16 protein-coding genes are annotated in these 18,309 nt (G+C 34.6%); 1 reads left to right on the top strand and 15 read right to left on the bottom strand.

Translation table 11 applies throughout. The features are described 5' to 3' along the window. Positions 1–2 precede the first annotated feature (2 nt). From IRZ78_RS20485 to IRZ78_RS20475, 3 genes are all read right to left on the bottom strand, one after another. Entirely contained in the window at positions 3–3,023 is a 3,021-nt protein-coding gene (locus IRZ78_RS20485) for a TonB-dependent receptor (RefSeq protein ID WP_194618294.1), read from the bottom strand. 119 nt (positions 3,024–3,142) lie between these two features. Then, entirely contained in the window at positions 3,143–4,225 is a 1,083-nt protein-coding gene (locus IRZ78_RS20480) for a hypothetical protein (RefSeq protein WP_194618293.1), read from the bottom strand. An 8-nt stretch (positions 4,226–4,233) separates the two neighbouring features. After that, on the bottom strand, positions 4,234–4,758 hold the full coding sequence (locus IRZ78_RS20475) for a DUF5004 domain-containing protein (RefSeq protein WP_194618292.1): 525 nt from the start codon (positions 4,756–4,758) through the stop codon (positions 4,234–4,236). 483 nt (positions 4,759–5,241) lie between these two features. Between IRZ78_RS20475 and IRZ78_RS20470 the strand changes: the two genes are divergently transcribed. Next, a complete protein-coding gene (locus IRZ78_RS20470; protein ID WP_194618291.1) occupies positions 5,242–6,840 on the top strand; it encodes a DUF6377 domain-containing protein in 1,599 nt (532 codons plus the stop codon). A 226-nt stretch (positions 6,841–7,066) separates the two neighbouring features. On the opposite strand, the gene IRZ78_RS20465 is transcribed toward IRZ78_RS20470, so the two are convergent. The 12 genes from IRZ78_RS20465 to IRZ78_RS20410 all read right to left on the bottom strand — a co-directional run bounded on the left by IRZ78_RS20465 (position 7,067) and on the right by IRZ78_RS20410 (position 18,283). Next, positions 7,067–8,290: a sterol desaturase family protein gene (locus tag IRZ78_RS20465; protein WP_194618290.1), complete on the bottom strand. Its 1,224-nt coding sequence runs from the start codon at positions 8,288–8,290 to the stop codon at positions 7,067–7,069. A gap of 146 nt (positions 8,291–8,436) precedes the next feature. After that, positions 8,437–9,723 (bottom strand): Glu/Leu/Phe/Val dehydrogenase, encoded by a 1,287-nt coding sequence (locus tag IRZ78_RS20460; RefSeq protein ID WP_228520547.1) that lies wholly within the window; start codon positions 9,721–9,723, stop codon positions 8,437–8,439. Between the two features lie 466 nt (positions 9,724–10,189). Next, complete coding sequence (locus IRZ78_RS20455; protein WP_194618289.1) at positions 10,190–11,044, bottom strand: DMT family transporter; 855 nt, start codon at positions 11,042–11,044, stop codon at positions 10,190–10,192. 30 nt (positions 11,045–11,074) lie between these two features. After that, a complete protein-coding gene (locus IRZ78_RS20450; protein WP_194618288.1) occupies positions 11,075–12,394 on the bottom strand; it encodes a serine hydrolase domain-containing protein in 1,320 nt (439 codons plus the stop codon). A gap of 1 nt (position 12,395) precedes the next feature. After that, positions 12,396–12,836, bottom strand: a complete 441-nt coding sequence (locus tag IRZ78_RS20445) for a MarR family transcriptional regulator (RefSeq protein ID WP_194618287.1) — start codon at positions 12,834–12,836, stop codon at positions 12,396–12,398. A 264-nt stretch (positions 12,837–13,100) separates the two neighbouring features. Continuing rightward, positions 13,101–13,694: a 2OG-Fe(II) oxygenase family protein gene (locus tag IRZ78_RS20440; RefSeq protein ID WP_194618286.1), complete on the bottom strand. Its 594-nt coding sequence runs from the start codon at positions 13,692–13,694 to the stop codon at positions 13,101–13,103. A gap of 353 nt (positions 13,695–14,047) precedes the next feature. After that, a complete protein-coding gene (locus IRZ78_RS20435; protein WP_194618285.1) occupies positions 14,048–15,511 on the bottom strand; it encodes an AAA family ATPase in 1,464 nt (487 codons plus the stop codon). Positions 15,512–15,677: 166 nt separating this feature from the next. Then, positions 15,678–16,796, bottom strand: a complete 1,119-nt coding sequence (locus IRZ78_RS20430; protein ID WP_194618284.1) for a VWA domain-containing protein — start codon at positions 16,794–16,796, stop codon at positions 15,678–15,680. A 106-nt stretch (positions 16,797–16,902) separates the two neighbouring features. Beyond that, complete coding sequence (locus IRZ78_RS20425; protein ID WP_194618283.1) at positions 16,903–17,283, bottom strand: YchJ family metal-binding protein; 381 nt, start codon at positions 17,281–17,283, stop codon at positions 16,903–16,905. Beyond that, positions 17,273–17,503, bottom strand: coding sequence for a hypothetical protein (locus IRZ78_RS20420; RefSeq protein ID WP_194618282.1), 231 nt, complete (start codon positions 17,501–17,503; stop codon positions 17,273–17,275). The genes IRZ78_RS20425 and IRZ78_RS20420 overlap by 11 nt, the downstream gene beginning before the upstream one ends. A gap of 91 nt (positions 17,504–17,594) precedes the next feature. Further along, a complete protein-coding gene (locus tag IRZ78_RS20415) occupies positions 17,595–17,741 on the bottom strand; it encodes a hypothetical protein (RefSeq protein WP_194618281.1) in 147 nt (48 codons plus the stop codon). Continuing rightward, positions 17,741–18,283 (bottom strand): hypothetical protein, encoded by a 543-nt coding sequence (locus IRZ78_RS20410; protein WP_194618280.1) that lies wholly within the window; start codon positions 18,281–18,283, stop codon positions 17,741–17,743. Before IRZ78_RS20410 ends, IRZ78_RS20415 begins: the two co-directional genes overlap by 1 nt. Positions 18,284–18,309: the final 26 nt, after the last annotated feature.

Below are 18,309 nucleotides of genomic sequence, written 5' to 3'. Positions count from 1 at the left end.
GCTTAATTATTCAGCGTAAAATTTAATCCAACAGAAATCGTAGTTGGCCGAGGATAATTATTAAATCTATCAATTCCGGGAGCCGCCAATCCGGTCAAATCCATTACTCCGGTTTGATTGATACCGTCTTGCGCATTTAATCCAATCTCAGGATCTACACCTTTGTATTTTGTAAATACGGCAAGGTTTTCTCCCATAAGATAAATTCTAAGTTTTGAACTTTTGTATTTTAATGGCAAAGTATATCCTACTGAAACGGTCTGAAGTCTGAAGAAAGAAGCATCTTCGATCCAGTAATCTGAATATTTAGGAGCAGATGTGATACCGGTATTCAGGAAATCATCAGGAACATTAAAAGTAGGCAGTCGGTTAGGATCGTTCAACATCATATTGGTTGCGTTTAATGCTTTTTGACCAAACATTCCGTATCCTGTAACCCCTAAATCAAAATTTCCGTAAGTAAAGTTCATTCCGATACCCATCGTTAAATCAGGCTGAATATTTCCTAAATCTCTTTTATCAGCATCTACAAGAGCACTTTCTGCCACTATACTTCCTGCTGCATTATAGTATTGAATTTTACCATCTGCATCAAGACCCGCATTTTTGAATCCCCAGAAAGTTCCAACAGGATAACCCTCGGCAATAATTTGAGAATATTGTCCTGACATACCCGCTAATCCGTGTAAAGATCCGCTGTAAATAACATCTGTTTTATAAGTAGGATTCGATAACTTTTCGATTTTTTGAACATTGTGTCCTAAAGTCAAATTAGCATTCCACGAAAATTTATCTGCTTTTATAATATCTGCATTCAAAGTAAGTTCCACACCTTTATTAGACATTTCACCAACGTTGGCCAGCATTGTTCCTACTAAATAAGGAGGCTGAGGCACTTCGTAGGTATAAAGCAAATCGTTTGTGTTTTTTGAATAATACTCCAATGAACCTGTAATTCTGTTGAACAAACTAAAATCTACCCCAATGTTTAATTGTTTTGTTGATTCCCATTTTAAGTCAGGATTCGGGTTTTGTTTTGGTGAATAAGCCAAACTCCATCTTCCTGTACTTGGATCGTAGTAACTGTCATTTCCAACTCCTAAAATCGAAAGCGATTTGTACTCTCCAATTCCGTCCTGATTACCGGTAACTCCGTAACCTACTCTAAATTTAAGCGTGTCTAACCATCCTTTTGTTGAACTCATAAACTCTTCGCTTGATAATTTCCAGGCGAGAGATGCAGATGGGAAAGTTCCCCATTTATTGTTTTCACCAAAACGGCTTGAACCATCTCGTCTTACTGTACCGGTTAGCAAATATTTTCCCTCATAAGAATAATTAGCGCGGGCATAAAACGAAACCAGATTTGATTTTCCTTTATAAGAATACACATCGCCCAAACGATAATTGTAACCTGCACCAAGATTGTTATAACTAAAAGCATCTGTAACAAAACCACTACGTTGTGCGCCAAAACCTTCGTAAATATTCTCTAAGTAAGAGTATCCGGCAAGAGCACCAATAGTATGCTTATCGATTACTTTATTATAATTTACATAAAGTTCTCCTTGTGCATTGGCGTATTCAGCATATGTTTTTTGAGCATATCCTTTTTCGTCAATCCCTTCCATAATCGCATAAGTTGGTTTGTATGTACTGCCTTTTACTGCATTATGTTCGTAGGAAATATTGGCTACAGCAAGAAAATCTTTAAGGAACTTAACTTCGGTTTTAAAATAACCTAACAATCTGTGTCTTTCGTTATCAACAGTTCTGTTGGTTAAAATTTCAACCGGATTTTGGTAGATATTTCCACTAACGGCAGAGAAATCTCCATTAGAATCATATACCGGAATGGTTGGATTTAAATTATAAGTACGCTCAAAAATTCTGTAATCCATTGGATGCCATTTATCAACATTAGCAAATAAACCCATGTCGAATTTTACGTCTTTATTATCTCCAAGATATTGGTAAGCGTTAATATTTCCGCTTAATCTTTCAAGGCCTGTCTTTTTGATCACCCCTTCATTGTTTAAGTACGAAAGTGAAGTTCTAAAACCACTCTCAGCCTTACCTGAATTTATGCTCAAAGTATGCGATTGTGAAATAGCCGTCTGCTGGATTGCTTTTTGCCAGTTTGTATTTCCACCATAATCAACAGCATCTTTGTTTCCTGTACTGCGCACATAACCTCTCCATTGATTGGCTGATAAAAGATCTAAGTTATCTGTTACATAACCCACGCTTGATAATCCGCTGTAGGTTACCGAAACTCCTTTTGTACCTGATTTTGTGGTAATGATAATAACTCCATTTGCTCCCCTTGATCCGTAGATGGCTGTCGCCGAGGCATCTTTAAGAACGTCTACCGATTTAATATCTGATGGCTGAACAATATTAATATCAACCCCTGCAATACCATCAACCACAATAAGGGGACTGTTGCTTGCTGTAAGTGAAGTTCCTCCGCGTAAACGGATTGTAGAACCCGCGGCAGGATCTCCAGAAGGACGAATGATATTTAATCCCGCCACTTTTCCTTGTAAAACCTGTTCTGTAGAAGAAATTGTTCCTTTTACCAGATCATCTGCTTTTACACTCGAAATGGCTCCGGTTAAATCTGATTTTTTTTGCGTTCCGTATCCCACAGAAACTACCTGAACTTCTGCAAGCTGATACCCGTCATTTTGCAAACGAACATCTATGTTTGGTTTTGTGGCTGCTGTAATCTGAATCTTTTGGTTGGTAGATCCAATAAAGGAAACTTCGATAGAACTTCCTAGGGCTACAGTCAGGACAAATTTTCCGTCAAAATCTGTAGTGGTCGCATTTCTGGTGCCTACCTCAATTACCGTTGCTCCAGGCAATACATTTCCTGTATTATCATAAACGGTACCTGATACCTGCTTTTTTTCCTGCGCAAAGATTCCTGCCGAAAGAAAAAGCATGAAAATCATGAATACCACATTTTTAGTAGTCCACATTTGATGCAGGACTATTTTTTTATTTTTACTATTCATATGTAGTTATTTATTGTTTTTTATCGGTCATCTGAATTCGCATATCCACTATTAGTTATTATGACCAATTTTGGGTTATGCTCATTTGATTAGAATTGATGATTTAATTTGATAGTGACTTATTTGTCTAAAGTTTTAAGGGGAATGGTAGTATCCGAAATTGTTTTGTCTTTATTGTCTTTTACCACAACATGAATTTCAGTTAAATTTGGAACATCCTTAAGTTCTGAAACCAAATTCACAAATCCTTTTATCTCAGCGGTTCCTCCGGTAAACTCACCAGAAATTATTTTACTTCCCCCTGTAATGGTGTAGATTAATTTGTTTACACCCGATTCGTTATTTTTTCTCGACATTCCAAGAAAATCCTTTTGACTAATTTGTAAAGGGAAAAATCCAAAAACCGGCGCTGGTGGTGGTACAAAAGCTCCGGCGTATAGAACCTGATCCGGAGTTGTTCCTGCCCAATTGTCTTTTACCATCAAAAAAACCAGGTTTTCCATCACGTAACCCTCTGGCGCATTGTAATAATCTTTGGGAACCAAATCCATTTTATAAAAACCGTTTCCTAAATCTTTCAATTTTGTTTTCTCTGCAATCTCCGGTTTCGATGCTTCATACATTTGCTGAATATTCCAGTCGTTTAGTCCGCTGTGCATGTGAACACTTGTAGCACCAGCAAATCCCGGAGCCAGATTGGCATTAAACAAAATACTTACTCCTTTATCAATTGTTGGTTTTGTCGGATAAGCTCTGATCAGCTCATTGGCCGTGTAAAATGATGAAAAATCAGTGTACGGCATATTGGCCACTTCACTTTGTTTGGATCCGTTTTTGTTTTTTATACGAAGCCAGAATCCTGCACTTGCTGCGATTTCAGCAGGGGTTCTGGAAAAATATTCTGTTGGAGTTAAAGTAAAACTCCAGATTTTGTCTTTTACATGGGTTAGTTTGGCAAATTCTGATGAGTTTTCCCAATTTCCTGAATCTGGTTCTGATGGAGACCAAATCCATAAATATAAATTCTCATTCTCAGCAAATGTAGTTCCCGAAAGATCAAAAAACCACGTCACTTTTTCATCATATTTGTATACTACAGGAAATGATGTCATACTCCCTACAGCTCCGGTTGTTTCTTGTGCCTGCACAAAATTAGGAGCGATCAATAGGGCAAGTAAAATTGTATATATAATTTTTTTCATATTACTTTTTAATTAATAGCAGTTAATTTAAACACATAGGAAATAAACACACTTCCCCCGGACCCGCGTGCTAACTGAATTTCCATCTCTGCGTTTTTACCCGGAACCGATGATAATCGAAGTTCATCTGTTTTTTGAGTTTTTTGAGCATCACTATACAAATAAATTTTGACAGGATTACCCGGATTTGTTGGCTGAAAATCTGAGCTCAACTGCCAATATCCTTTTGGGGCAAATAAAGGGGGCACATCTCCTGTAACTTCGTAACTTGTTGGATGGTTCTTTTCATCTACATTAAATTTGATTTTAAAATCTTCGTAGTTGAAATAGGTACTCAAGTTTTCTTCACTTGGCTCGATCTTATTTGCCTTTGCAAATTCATCGACCATTTTCAAATTTGTTAATCCCCAGTTTCCATTTACTTTCTCATAAATGGTAATCGGATCATTGTAGCTTCCGTCTTCTGTGTTATCACAGCCAATGGCAAATAAACACATAAAAACAGCTAACCAGTAAATACTTTTACATCTCATAAATTTTGGTTTTTGTTAGTTTTTTTATCCCTTTAAAAGGACAGTACGAAACTAGATGTTAAATAAATCTAAAAAAAAATATCTGTAAAAAATCAAGATATAATTCAGCAATTTTAAATTATAATTTATTGAAAATCAATAAACTATAACGTTTTCATAAATTAAAAAATCAAGGTTTTGTTGAGATGAAAAATGTAAATAAACTATGGTAAAAATGACAATAACCAAATTAAAACAGATTTTTTTTTCACTATACATATATTTAATTGCTTTTTATTGTATAATTGCAAGTCATTAGATTACTTTTAACATTCTAAACCCGATTTTTCCCTATAATCTTCCTTTCTCCTGTTATATTTTACAAAAGAAGCTACCCATTTTTTAAAAGTTGCTAATCATCAGCTCTTAAACTATTTTTGAATTAAAAAACGAATTAACGCAAGTAAGACTTAAACATTTTTTCCCCTAAACCAAACCAAAAACATGCGAAGAATAGTAATTCTATATTTTTTACTTGCAGGTTTTTCTCTCTCTGCGAAAGAGACAAATCCTGTTCTGGAAGAATTAGATAAAGTGCTCCTTAAAAAGGAAATCTACTTAAACCAGAAGTATCGTAAAATCGAAGCTCTTAAGAAAAACGTTTCTAAGTTTACTTTGAGCCAGAACAACCAGCAGCTTTATAATAATTATATGCTGCTCTTTGAAGAATATAAATCTTTTAAATACGACTCGGCCTATTATTATTTAGAACAGGCCAAGATCAAAGCAATTGTGCTTAAAGAACCTATTTACTTAGCCAAAAGCCGAATTAAAGAAGGTTTTGTATTACTTTCCTCCGGTCTTTTTAAAGAAGCTATTGATACCCTGAATGTGATTGACGATGAAAAACTCGACCAAAGAAACAAGTTCGAATTTTATTCGATAAAAGCCCGCGCCTATTATGATCTTGCCGATTATAATAAAGACCAGCGCTTTAATATTCATTATATACAACAAGGCAATCATTTCCTAAAAAAAGCACTGGAATTAATAGGAACCAATACCAACGAATATTGGGCAGCAGAGAGCTTAAAACGATTGAAACAGCAAGACTGGCGTGGCGCCGAATTTGCCTTTAGCTACTGGATCAACAACTACAAATTACCGCCTGACTATTATGGCATTGCAACCTCGAGTCTGGGATATATTTATTCTGAAAGAGGATATACTAAAAAGGCGATTTATTACCTGGCCCTGGCCGCAATTGCCGATGTTAAAAATGCTACAAAAGAAACTGTTGCGCTTAGAAATCTGGCCAACGAGCTTTTTAAAATGGGTTATCTGGACAAAGCCAATGAGTACATTAACATTGCCATGGATGATGCTACTTTTTATAATGCCAGACATCGTAAAATCGAAATTTCGTCGATATTGCCTATTATCGAAAAAGCACAATTGAACAATGTAAAAGAGAAAAATGATAAACTCGAAAGGATCATTATTCTGCTGACAATCCTTACGGTAATTATTATTTTATTCTCGATTATCATTTTCAAACAATTAAAAGAGAGAAATAAAGCCAGAAAAATAATGGCTTCCTCCTATGCACAACTTCAGGAAATGAATATTAGTCTGAGTGAAGCCAATGCCATTAAAGAGGAATATATTACTTATTTTATTAAAGCAACTTCGGCTTTCATCAATAAAATAGATCATATTCAGAAAAGCACGCTTCATAAAATTATTACCAAGAAAACAGACGAAGTTATTGCGAGTTTAAAACGTTATAATGTAAAGGAAGAACGCGAGAATCTTTTTCATCAGTTTGATGAAATCTTCCTGAAGTTATTCCCCACTTTTGTGACCGATTTTAATCATTTATTCCCCAATGATCATAAATGTGTCGTTAAAAAAGGAGAACTTTTAAACACCGAATTACGCATTTTTGCCTTGTACCGGTTAGGAATTCAGGACAGCAACCAAATGGCGGAATTTTTGGAACTTTCTGTAGCTACAATCTATACCTACAAAACCAGAATCAAAAGCAAATCAGACTTTAAGGATACTTTTGAAGAGAAGATTATGGCGATTAAAACGATATAATTTTTTTGCCCGCGGGTTGAACGGGTTAAAACGGATTTACACAGATTCTCTTTTTTTTCAACCTTTGAGAAAAAACAGCCACAAGTTCACGAATTTTTCACATAAAGAATATGTATAATAATTCGTGAACTTGTGGCTAACTTTTTAGACCGCTACTCTGTTTTCCAGATCAACAATAAAAAATCTGCGAAAATCTGTTTTAATCCGCATAATCAGTGGCCTATTTTTACTCTGATGCCTCCAACTGAAGAATCACATTTTGATATCTGGTACTTAACGAAAATAACTGCTCGGCAAAAATCATGATTGCAAGTGGAATAAAGAAAAACGAAATTAGATTTTCTATGTATAAAAAGTACGTCGTAAAGATAAAAATACGAGCATATTCAAGATAATACATCCATTTTCGCTGTTCTAATAAAGCCCCACAATTCACTAAAGTAATGAGAATAATCAAAAGCACAAAAACCTTATCAACGAGATTCAGATATTCAAAATAATATGTGAAAACCGTCAAGAACAAAGTGCAAACTCCCAATTGAATATAAAGGTAATTCTTAAATCGAAGCCTTTGATGCGGATTGGCTTTATCCTGCAGAAATCGCTTTTCTAATATAGGACGAATATCCTGATCCATGTGGGCTGGGCTTCCAAAAACAGCTTTCCATTTGGCTTTGAAACCTACAGAGCGCTTCCATAATTCGTAGATTTCAAAATAGTAGTGAAAGTGCTGCCAGAGGAAACTATAACTTTTTAGCGGATGCGTTAAACCGTATTTTGGTTTTTCTTCCTCTTGCTGAAAAGTGCCAAAAAGACGGTCCCAAAAGGTAAACATATCGCCATAGTTTTTATCTAAATATTTCTGGTCAGAAGCATGGTGAACCCCATGAACAGATGGTGTTACAAAAACATATTCCAGCCATTTTATGCGTGCGATAAGTTGTGTGTGGGTAAAAAAAGAATACGCTCCGTGAACAATGAGCATTGTAATTACCATCGATGGATGAAAACCAACCAAGGGAAGTATACACCAAAAACCGGTTCTTACTATGGCCTGAAAAGTAGTAATTCTGGCCGCAGCCGTAAAATTAAATTCTTCGCTGTGGTGATGCACAATATGTGCTGCCCAGAAAAAATTGACTTCATGACCTAATCTGTGGTACCAATACCAAACAAAATCGGTCGCGAGAATCAAGGCAAACCAAACAAAAACATTGCTTGGGATATCAAAAATTCTATAATTGTCATATATCAAATAATACAATTGATAAAAACTTGCCGCTATAAATAAATTGATCAGTCGCTCTGCAATACCAATGCTAATATTAGACACTGAACTTTCGTAGTTAAAAATTTCCGGTCTCTTTTTGCGCTGCGCTAATTTATATTCTAAAAACAAGAACAGAAAAAAAGCGGGCATTGCAAAAGCTAGAAAATTAATATGTTTCATTTTAAAAATTCCTTTTTTGATTTATAAAAAACTCAAAATACATTTACTATAAACTTAAAACAAAGATATTTTCACCGATTAATACCTTCTCTTTTGAAAATAATATTAATCAATGAAAACAGTCTTTATATTCTAAAACCTAATTTTTAATTCTGCTTAAACTTTGGCTCAGCCAACGCAACTTCTTTTACAGATTGTGTATCGGCTACTTTTTGCAAAGCAATAACATAGGCAGCAATACGTGGCGTTACGTTATGTTTGGCTGCGATTCTAAAAACGGTTTCGAAACCTTTTTCTAAAATATCTTCTAAACGTGTATTGATCTGGTGAATTCTCCAGGATTCTAAAAGCGAATTCTGAAGCCATTCGAAATAAGAAACGGTTACTCCTCCAGCATTGGCTAAAATATCAGGAACAACTAATACATTATTATTGTGCAATATTGCATCCGCATCAGACGAAACTGGTCCGTTTGCACCTTCTACGATAATTTTAGCGCGGATATCATTGGCATTTTTTTGCGTGATAACATCTTCTTTGGCAGCAGGAATCAACACATCTACATCCAGCAATAAAAGCTCTTCATGTTTGATGGAAACTGAATTTGGATATCCTTTAATGCTTTTATTATTCAGGTTATAATACAGGATTAACTCGGGAATATTCAATCCTTCAGGATTATAAAAAGCTTCAGAAACATCACTAACAGCCACTACTTTTAGTCCTTTTTCAAACAAAAATAAAGCCGAATGCAATCCTACATTACCAAATCCCTGAATGGCAACAGTAGATCTTGCAGGTCTTAGTTTTAATTTTTGCAGGGCTAATAATGTAATAATACTTACGCCTCTTCCGGTTGCTTCTACCCTGCCTAAAGATCCTCCTGAATGCAAATGTTTTCCCGTTACAACGGCGTGAATTGTTTTGCCGTGAACTAATGAAAACTCATCCATCAACCAGCCCATCTCGTCAGGACCTGTTCCCATGTCCGGAGCAGGAACATCTTTTTCAGGTCCAAAAATATCTGATAAAGCTTTGGTATACGCTCTTGTAATTTTTTCTAATTCTGTTTTAGAAAGCGTTCTTGGATCACAAATGATTCCACCTTTTGCTCCTCCAAAGGGAATTCCTGTTACAGCAGATTTCCAAGTCATCCAGGCCGCAAGTGCTTTTACTTCATCAAGGTTTACGGCATTATCATATCGAATTCCACCTTTTGATGGCCCTAAAGCCGTATTGTGAATCACGCGATATCCTTCAAAATTTTGTTCATTTCCATTATCTAATGTGATAGAAAAATTAACTACAATTTGTTTTTCAGGTCGTTGCAGTTTCTGCCTGATCGATTCGTCTAAATTTAGAATATCGGCAGCGATATTAAAGCGATCAATCATAGATTGAAAGGGATTCTGTTTTATTAATTCTGTACTCATGATATATATTTTTTTTAATTTGGGTTTATTGTGTTTAGAAACTGATCCATTAAAAAGACTTCTGATGGCTACAAAAGAGCTTTTATTATTTTTGATAATTGCTACAGCTCCAACATGGAATTTTCATCAGACAGCACTCCATCATACTACTTGTATTTCTATTTGATCTCATTTTATTCATTTTTTAATAGTTCTAAAAAAAGCCTTTCATGGTGCATGAAAGGCTAAAAAAAAAATAACTAACAAGTTTTTCTCTATTAACGCCATTTCATCGCATCGCTGGACATGCAGCACATCGTCAAGCTGCACATAAGCGGGATGATATATAGACTAAAGTTTTTCATTGTTACTGCAAATCTATAAAATATATTTACAAATTCTATAGAATTAGTAGAGTTTATTTTAATAATTATTAAAATCAGCCTAAAAGAAGCTGTAAACTAACAAATTAAGAATTGAAAATAAATTATTTAAATTGCGAAATAACGATAAAAACAATCGAAATCAAGGCCAAAAAGATGCCTATAAAATTAATTTTAGATAATTTTTCCTTGAAAAAAAGCAGACCAACAAGACTTCCTAAAACAATAACTCCCATGTTCATTCCGGCAAAAACTGTCGAAGGATTTTCGGCGAAAGCCTTATGAGCTTTTAAATAAAATAAAATATTTCCGAAATTAAAGATTCCTACCAAAGCGCCAAAAAGAATATTTTTAGGTTCTAATTTTACCTTTTTAATCCCTATTTCATAAATAGAAATTAATACGGCTACTGATAAAGCAATGCAAAAAACAACAAATAAAGAGGTTGGATAAGGCAAAGTGGTATAAAGCGCTACTTGTTTGAAAAGAATATCTATTACTCCAAATCCCAGTAAAACTGCAGCCGGGAAAAACCATTTATTTTCTGTGTTTACAGATTGTTTCCTTAGAATAAACAAAAGAGCCATAAAACCTATAATGATTCCAATGACTTTATAAGAATTAAATTCTTCCTTAAAAATAAGCCAGGCTGCCAATATGGGTATAAATAGAGACAAACGTTGCGCGGCATCCGTTTTTACAATCCCCATATGTTTTATAGAAGCCACCAGAGAAAGAAGCACAAAAGGCAATAAAACCCCAATAGCAATGTAAATATTCCAGGGCGCGCTGGTATCGACTTGGGCCAAATTTGGACTAAAAGTAAAGTAACACAGCGCTAAAGCAGTCGCATAATTGAAAGTCACAATTTGAGTTGGATTGCCCTTGTATTTTCGGGTTATTTTGAAAATTACGCCCACAATAACGCTACACAGAATACTTAAAACAAGAAATAACATAGAATTATATTTTGAGCACAAAAATAGTACTTATACTCCTTTGGTTTTATTTTTTATTTCTTTTATTCCAGCCTTTTTTATTTCTAACTGCGTAATTTTTCTTTTTTTATTTGTAATAAATTCAACTGTGGTATTGTTATTATCTGAGCGGAAAAATTTGTTTGCAGATTCCGGCAGCAATTCGATATTATAATCATTGTAATACAACTTATTATCTTTCTTTAGAATCTTAATATCTCCATAATCACCAATGTACTGATCGTAAAGGTTAGGATCTATTACAGTTTGGATATGTTTGTACGGATTTTCTACTTCTTTGCCAAAACATATTCCGGCAAGGCCATAAGCAATGTAATATGACTTTGATTGGTTGTTAGACAAAACAGTAATAAAAACTTTATCTTCTGTATATTTATTAAACGAAGTCATGGCTCCAAAAAAACCTCCATCATGCGCAATTAACTGGTGATTTTGATTGTAAAAAGGATTAATCACAACTCCAAAACCAAAATTCTGTTCATTATACGATGTGAACATTTTCTTTTTTGATTCTTCAGATAATAACGTTTGGCTATCAAAAAGTGCTTTATTCCATAAATATAAATCTTCAACAGTCGAATAAACACCATCATGCCCCAAGTTAAAATTCCAGTTGATGTACGGATTTTTTACTAATTTATTATCTTTAAAATAATATCTCTGTGTCATTTTATCGACTATTTCATCACTAGTCGAAACTCCTGAATTGTACATTTTTGCCTTATCCAATACATTTTGCTTTAAATATGCTGCATAAGACTGACCGGATACTTTCTCTACAATTTGCGCCAATAAATAATAACCAATATTACTGTAAGCTGTACTCGTTCCCGGTTCAAACAACAAAGGCTTTTTTGCCAGATACGTGTAGACCGAATCTTTATTAAGGTCTGTTTTAGACAAATACAACTCGTCATAATCCATATCCAGACCTGAATTGTGGCTTAACATCATTTTCAAAGTTATTTTATCTCCCTGAGGAAAACCAACAAAATATTTATTTAAAGGATCCTCTAACGAAAGTTTTTTGTACTCTGCTAATTGTAAAATAGCAACGGCGGTAAATTGCTTCGAAACCGAAGCTAAACTAAATTTTGAATCTATCGTATTTTTCACTTTCCATTCGTAATTGGCAAAACCATAGGCCTTTTTTAATAAAACCGAATCGTTTTTAGAAACCAGAACTGTACCGCTAAAATCATTAACAGCAAATTGTGCGTCCATGTATTGTTCTAGCTTACTACTAATTTCTTTTTGTGAATATCCACAAGTAAATACCAACAATACCATTAGAGTTAATCTTGATTTCATGCTATTTATTTTTACAATTAATGATTATTTTATTAAGTGTTTTATCTAGTAATGCTATCTCTTCCAGTGATAAACCATCAAGTGCTGTTTGCCTGTTTGACTTAATAACAGGTTGTATTAACTCCAGCGTTTTTAGTCCTTTATTGGTGATTTCGAGATTAAATTTTCTTCGATCTTCCGGATGAATCGTTCGGTTTAAATATTCATTTTTAACCATCAGTTCGATCATTCTAGTTATTGATGCGTTATCCTTAAAAACAAGATTGGCCAATTCGTTCTGAGAAATATTCTGATTTTCATTTAATATAATCAATACTAAACATTGATCTACTGTAATGTCTTTTACAACTTTGCTGATATTTTTCTGGGCCAGCTTTCGATATTCCTTTATTGCTTTTTCTATTGAATACAAAGCAGTTCCGGTTGGGTTTTCAAGTTTCATATCTTTTTTATTTGACGCGAATATAATTGATATATCAACATAAATCATATAATTGATATATTTTTTTAATCTCAAAGAATCAGAGCCGCATTTTTTTTTAAGTTTTATGCTCTTATTTTGGGATTAATTTAAGATACCCAAGTCATCAATAATATAAATTTTGCGTCCTTGCACCTTTGCCGAGATTATTTCATCCCCGTAAAAAAAACTTTGTGCTCTCTTGCGGTTAAACTCTCATTTTTCTATTTTCTATTTTCTAAAAAACTAATCACCTTTAAGCCAGCCAGTAATACTCATTCTGGTATTTTGAGTAACCAAAACTTCATGAACCAATTCATTACTTTTAAAAAAAACGGTTTTGCCCTGAGTAGGTGATATTTTTTGATTGCTATTTTCCTGATGAATCATCAGTTCTCCCCCATCGCTTTCCTGCCAATTGCTGTTAAGATAGCTAATCATCGAATATTTACGGCTTGGATTATTCTTAAACTGATCCAAATGTTTCAGGTAAAAATCTCCGGTTTCGTATAAAGAATAATGAAATTCATAACCGGTAATTCCGGCATAACAACTTTCGTTTAAGTAAATAATAAAAGCATCGATGCGAGCAAAGAATTCATTTTCGAAAACATTATTGTGCTTTTTATCCAGCCAATAAATAGAATCGCTACGAATAGCCCCGTCGTAAGACACTTTCTCTGAATTGCCAATTCCTGCGGCCAGCAATAAACTTTTCTGGTTTAAATCAAGTAAGTTTTGTTTTAAGTGATTGGCCAGCTCAGGACTTAAAAAATGTTCTGATATCCCTACTTTGTTTTCAATATAACTCGCAATCAGATCCTCGAAACCATTTTCCATTTTTGTTTTGGGAAAACTGCAAATACAGCTAACGCAGCAAGGTAGAATAATTAAAAATGGCAACGGGTTTATTTTCAATAAATAAAAGAAGAGAAATACTTTGGGCAAGCCAAAAAACACATGCACTAATCAGTCTGAGTTTTTAGTCAATCTTGTTATCTGAAACAAGACTCTAGCAATAGTGAACAGACGAAGTTGAAGGCACTAGAAACTCCGAAATAAAATTGCCAATCTTTATTGACTTACGTGTGATCTCTTCTGCATCAAGATGACAAACTGTACGAAAACTAAAACACAAAACCCGACAGATTTTAAAAACTGTCGGGTTTGATTTGTAATACGCAATTTTAAATTTACAACTTACTAATATAACTTCCGTACATATCTTTAAACTGATGCCCTTGTGCAAAGCGATCTTTGCTTAATTTTTTATATTCCACCAATCCCCATAAAATAAATTCTTTGAAAAAATATTGGTCTTTTTTATCTAATTGTGGCTGATATTTTTTCAATAAAGTTTCTAATGGAGTTACTTCATCCAAAATCGCCTGATATTCCTTATCTGAAGCATCGTCTAATAATTCGAAACCACTTTCAGCAAAAAACCATTCGATTAAATCAGAATACGGTGTTTTCTCTCCAGATTTTTCCAACTTCTCAATCTTAGGCAAAAGTGTCGGGAATAAAGTTCGAATAGCAGATCCAATTAAATTCTGTGCCACTGCGGCAGCTCCCTCCTGCTCTCCTTCATAAACCAATTCCACTTTTCCAGTAATAGCAGGAATAATCCCTATGAAATCAGACAAACGTAAAGTTGTTTTATCAACTCCGGCTTTTAAAGCACGGCGCTCAGCTGTACTCATTAAATTCTCAAAAGCAGTAATGCTCATTCTGGCACTTACACCACTTTTATTATCAATGTATTCGCTATCGCGCGCTTCAAAACTTATTTGCTCTAAGATATCTTTAGCCAGACTTGGCACATAAACCAATTTGTGTTGTGTTTCGTCCAGTTTTGCTTCTTGTTCTGTAATGGTTCTGGCAATAGCAACGCTTTCAGGATAATGCGTCAGGATTTGAGAACCAATTCTGTCTTTTAATGGTGTTACAATACTTCCGCGATTGGTATAATCTTCCGGATTTGCGGTAAAGATAAATTGCATATCCAGTGGCATTCTGAGTTTAAATCCTCTAATTTGGATATCGCCTTCCTGCAAAATATTAAATAATGCTACCTGAATTCTGGCTTGCAAATCGGGTAATTCGTTGATTACAAAAATACAACGATTCGCTCTTGGAATCATCCCAAAGTGAATTACACGATCATCTGCATAGGATAATTTAAGATTAGCTGCTTTTATAGGGTCAACATCTCCAATTAAATCAGCTACGGTAACATCAGGAGTTGCTAATTTTTCAAAGAAACGTTCGTTTCTGTGCAACCACAAAATTGGAGTTTCATCGCCTTTTTCATCGATTAAATCTTTTGCAAAACGAGAGATTGGATTAAGCGGATCGTCATTGATTTCTGAACCTTCTACAAAGGGAATGTATTGGTCTAATAATTCGACCATTTTACGCGCCAAACGCGTTTTTGCCTGACCACGAAGTCCTAACAAATTGATATTATGACGAGATAAAATCGCGCGCTCTAATTCTGGAATAACCGTATTTTCAAAACCATGAACGCCTTCGAAAACAGGTTTCCCCGATTTTATTTTCTCACGAAGATTATTTCGCAATTCGTCTTTGATACTTATACTTTTATATCCTGAGGCTTTTAATTGTCCGAGTGTGTTTATATTTTTTATTTCCATTTTTATTGAAATATATGTTTTTGTTGTTATTTTTTTTTAATGACAAATATTGTGTCATTACTTTGCAAAGACGCAGAGCTATTGGTCTCTACAGTATGCGTTGCATAAAAAATCCGCTTTGATGCCACTCACGAAGAAACCTACAAACCCAGACTAAGACCGAAAACTATCTAACTCTCTTCTTCCTATTGGTCTCATAATCTTCAAAAATCATTTCGCCCAAACCTTTAAGTCCGGTATAAAATGCTTTTCCCTGATTGGCTTCGGTAAAATGATTGACAAAACGCTGTAAATACGGATCGTTTGCAATCATAAATGTTGTAATGGGAATATGTAATTTTCTAGCTTGCTGCGCCTGGGTGTAACATTTCTCTACAATATATTCGTCGAGTCCGTTACTGTTCATATAATATGAACCGTCACGCTCGCGCACGCAGCTTGGTTTCCCGTCGGTAATCATGAAAATTTGCTTGTTGGTATTTCGTTTTCTGCGCAAAATATCCATTGCCAATTGCAAACCTGCAACTGTGTTTGTATGATATGGCCCCACTTGTAAATACGGTAAATCCTTGATTGGAATTACCCAGGCATCGTTTCCAAAAACCAAAATATCCAGCGTATCTTTTGGATAACGAGTTGTGATTAGCTCAGCCAGAGCCATCGCAACTTTTTTGGCCGGCGTAATTCTGTCTTCGCCATACAAAATCATACTGTGGCTGATGTCAATCATTAACACCGTACTCATTTGGGCTTTATATTGGGTTTCTTCGACCACCAGATCATTTTCGGTCAGCATGAAACTCTCTACGCCATTGTTGATTTGAGCATTTCGCAAACTTTCGGTCAGTGAAATACGTTCTAAACCATCTCCAAAATTAAATTCGCGGAATTCTCCGGTATGTTCATCGCCATTTCCGGCATGTTTGGTTTTGTGATTTCCTGCTCCGGAACGTTTTAAATTTCCGAAAATTTGATCTAAAGCTTGTTGACGAATGGCACGTTCTGTTTTAGCAGTGATTGCAAAACCTCCTGTTCCGTCTTCTTTAACCTCGTCTTTTATGTAACCTTTCTTTTTTAAATCTTCGATAAAATCATCGATTGTGTAGTTTTCGTCGGTCAGTTTATATTCTTTGTCCAACTCCCGAAGCCAGTCTATAGCTTCATCAAAATCGCCCGAAGTATGGGTGATTAGCTCTTTGAAAATGCCAAAAAGTTTTTCAAACGGAGACTGAAATGGGGCTTCGTACGTCTTAAAATAAAAACCTTTTTTAAATTCGTTTTTCATAATTCTAAAATTAAGCTATTTTAGAATTATGAAAAAAGAAACGTTTATTAATTTTTAGTTAAAGTATTTCAATAAAATTAGCCGAAATTGGCAAGAAGTCTACTAATTATTCAAACTTTCCATCAAGGTAATACCATGCATTATTTTCGAATCTGAAGGTCGAAAACTCATAATGAACCTGCGGCTCATTGTTTGAATCGAGAAAATTGGCTTTAAATTCTACTGTGTTTTCAGTAAAACTTAAAATCTCCAGTTTTTGCCATTTATTGCTTGTTGCCCAATTTAGAATTTCTGATTTTGAATAATATTTTCGTTCAGAAATATAGGTAGTCTGTAAAAGATAATCGGCGTTATGAGTGGCATACGCCGAAAATCTTGATCGCATCAAAGCCAAAGCCGTTGGCGCTTTTTGATTGTCTTCAAGATACAATCCGCAGCAATCTTTAAACAATAAACCGGTATCGCAATAACATTTTTTATTCTCCATCAACTTGCTCTTCGCCGTTAATCTTAACGTGTAATTGATTCAATAAAACCTGATATCTGCTTATTTCTCTTAAATCTTCGTCTTCTTCGGCATGATCCAGCATTTCGTCTAAAGTTTCGTTTACTTCAAGCAATTTGTTATTGGCTTCTCTGTTATTTTTTGCCGCAATTAAATCTATAATTTCCTGTACGTTTACTTTTAAATCTTCAAATTTACTCATATATAATGTTTTGTTATTTTTACTTTCAGATTTCAAGTTTCAGGTCACCTTAAGCAAAAGTTCAACCTGAAACTTGAAATCTGAAACTTTTTTATTCTTGTTTTTTATCTTCGTTGAACTTCTTAATAATTTCTTTTAATTTTTCTTTACGTGCAATTTCAGCCTGTTTTACTTTGTTTTGGGCTTTGTGCAATTTGTCGTTATGCTTTTTGATATTCCTTTCGTTGTTGCGTCCCATTATATTTCTCTTTTAATTTCTTCTAAAGTTTTATCGGTGTAAATCAGTTCGTTGATGATTTGCTTTCTTAGATCATCGATATCATCATAATCAAAATGTTTCGCCCATGATGTTAGTTGCTGCAAATTCCGGATTTGTTTGATTCGTTTAGTGGTCTCAAAACTGGTTCTTAAAACTGGTTTGCCATCATATTTGGGATTCTTCTTGTGCTGATAGGTTACGGTATTTTTATCAAAATCGGCCTCGATATAATACAGCTTCTCTTGGGCATTATCAGAATAAAACTCCTTCCAATTGGCAAAACCTATTTTTGTTTTCGATTCGGTTTCCGGTTCACGTGCCACCAAACGCCATTTACTGTTGGCTAATCTTCCCCAATGATTCGAAACTCGATACATTCCCTTTTCGGTGTAATAATAGGCACTTCCGGCTTTGCTTTCAAACTGTTTCTTTAAACCTTCAATTTCATTTAAAAGTACTTCATGAAAAACACAAAATGTATTTTTGAACGAATTAGGATGTGGCTTGAAGTTTTTTTGCATGTGCAAATATACTCAGATTGTAAAGA

Source organism: Flavobacterium sp. CSZ, from assembly GCF_015350725.1.
Taxonomy (GTDB): domain Bacteria; phylum Bacteroidota; class Bacteroidia; order Flavobacteriales; family Flavobacteriaceae; genus Flavobacterium.
This window is presented reverse-complemented; position numbering and strand designations above follow the sequence as displayed.

Excerpts from the sequence above, each read along its gene's own strand:
- IRZ78_RS20485 (WP_194618294.1), bottom strand. The coding sequence starts at position 3,023 with ATGAATAGTAAAAATAAAAAAATAGTCCTGCATCAAATGTGGACTACT.
- IRZ78_RS20480 (WP_194618293.1), bottom strand. The coding sequence starts at position 4,225 with ATGAAAAAAATTATATATACAATTTTACTTGCCCTATTGATCGCTCCT.
- IRZ78_RS20475 (WP_194618292.1), bottom strand. The coding sequence starts at position 4,758 with ATGAGATGTAAAAGTATTTACTGGTTAGCTGTTTTTATGTGTTTATTT.
- IRZ78_RS20470 (WP_194618291.1), top strand. The coding sequence starts at position 5,242 with ATGCGAAGAATAGTAATTCTATATTTTTTACTTGCAGGTTTTTCTCTC.
- IRZ78_RS20465 (WP_194618290.1), bottom strand. The coding sequence starts at position 8,290 with ATGAAACATATTAATTTTCTAGCTTTTGCAATGCCCGCTTTTTTTCTG.
- IRZ78_RS20460 (WP_228520547.1), bottom strand. The coding sequence starts at position 9,723 with ATGAGTACAGAATTAATAAAACAGAATCCCTTTCAATCTATGATTGAT.
- IRZ78_RS20455 (WP_194618289.1), bottom strand. The coding sequence starts at position 11,044 with ATGTTATTTCTTGTTTTAAGTATTCTGTGTAGCGTTATTGTGGGCGTA.
- IRZ78_RS20450 (WP_194618288.1), bottom strand. The coding sequence starts at position 12,394 with ATGAAATCAAGATTAACTCTAATGGTATTGTTGGTATTTACTTGTGGA.
- IRZ78_RS20445 (WP_194618287.1), bottom strand. The coding sequence starts at position 12,836 with ATGAAACTTGAAAACCCAACCGGAACTGCTTTGTATTCAATAGAAAAA.
- IRZ78_RS20440 (WP_194618286.1), bottom strand. The coding sequence starts at position 13,694 with ATGGAAAATGGTTTCGAGGATCTGATTGCGAGTTATATTGAAAACAAA.
- IRZ78_RS20435 (WP_194618285.1), bottom strand. The coding sequence starts at position 15,511 with ATGGAAATAAAAAATATAAACACACTCGGACAATTAAAAGCCTCAGGA.
- IRZ78_RS20430 (WP_194618284.1), bottom strand. The coding sequence starts at position 16,796 with ATGAAAAACGAATTTAAAAAAGGTTTTTATTTTAAGACGTACGAAGCC.
- IRZ78_RS20425 (WP_194618283.1), bottom strand. The coding sequence starts at position 17,283 with ATGGAGAATAAAAAATGTTATTGCGATACCGGTTTATTGTTTAAAGAT.
- IRZ78_RS20420 (WP_194618282.1), bottom strand. The coding sequence starts at position 17,503 with ATGAGTAAATTTGAAGATTTAAAAGTAAACGTACAGGAAATTATAGAT.
- IRZ78_RS20415 (WP_194618281.1), bottom strand. The coding sequence starts at position 17,741 with ATGGGACGCAACAACGAAAGGAATATCAAAAAGCATAACGACAAATTG.
- IRZ78_RS20410 (WP_194618280.1), bottom strand. The coding sequence starts at position 18,283 with ATGCAAAAAAACTTCAAGCCACATCCTAATTCGTTCAAAAATACATTT.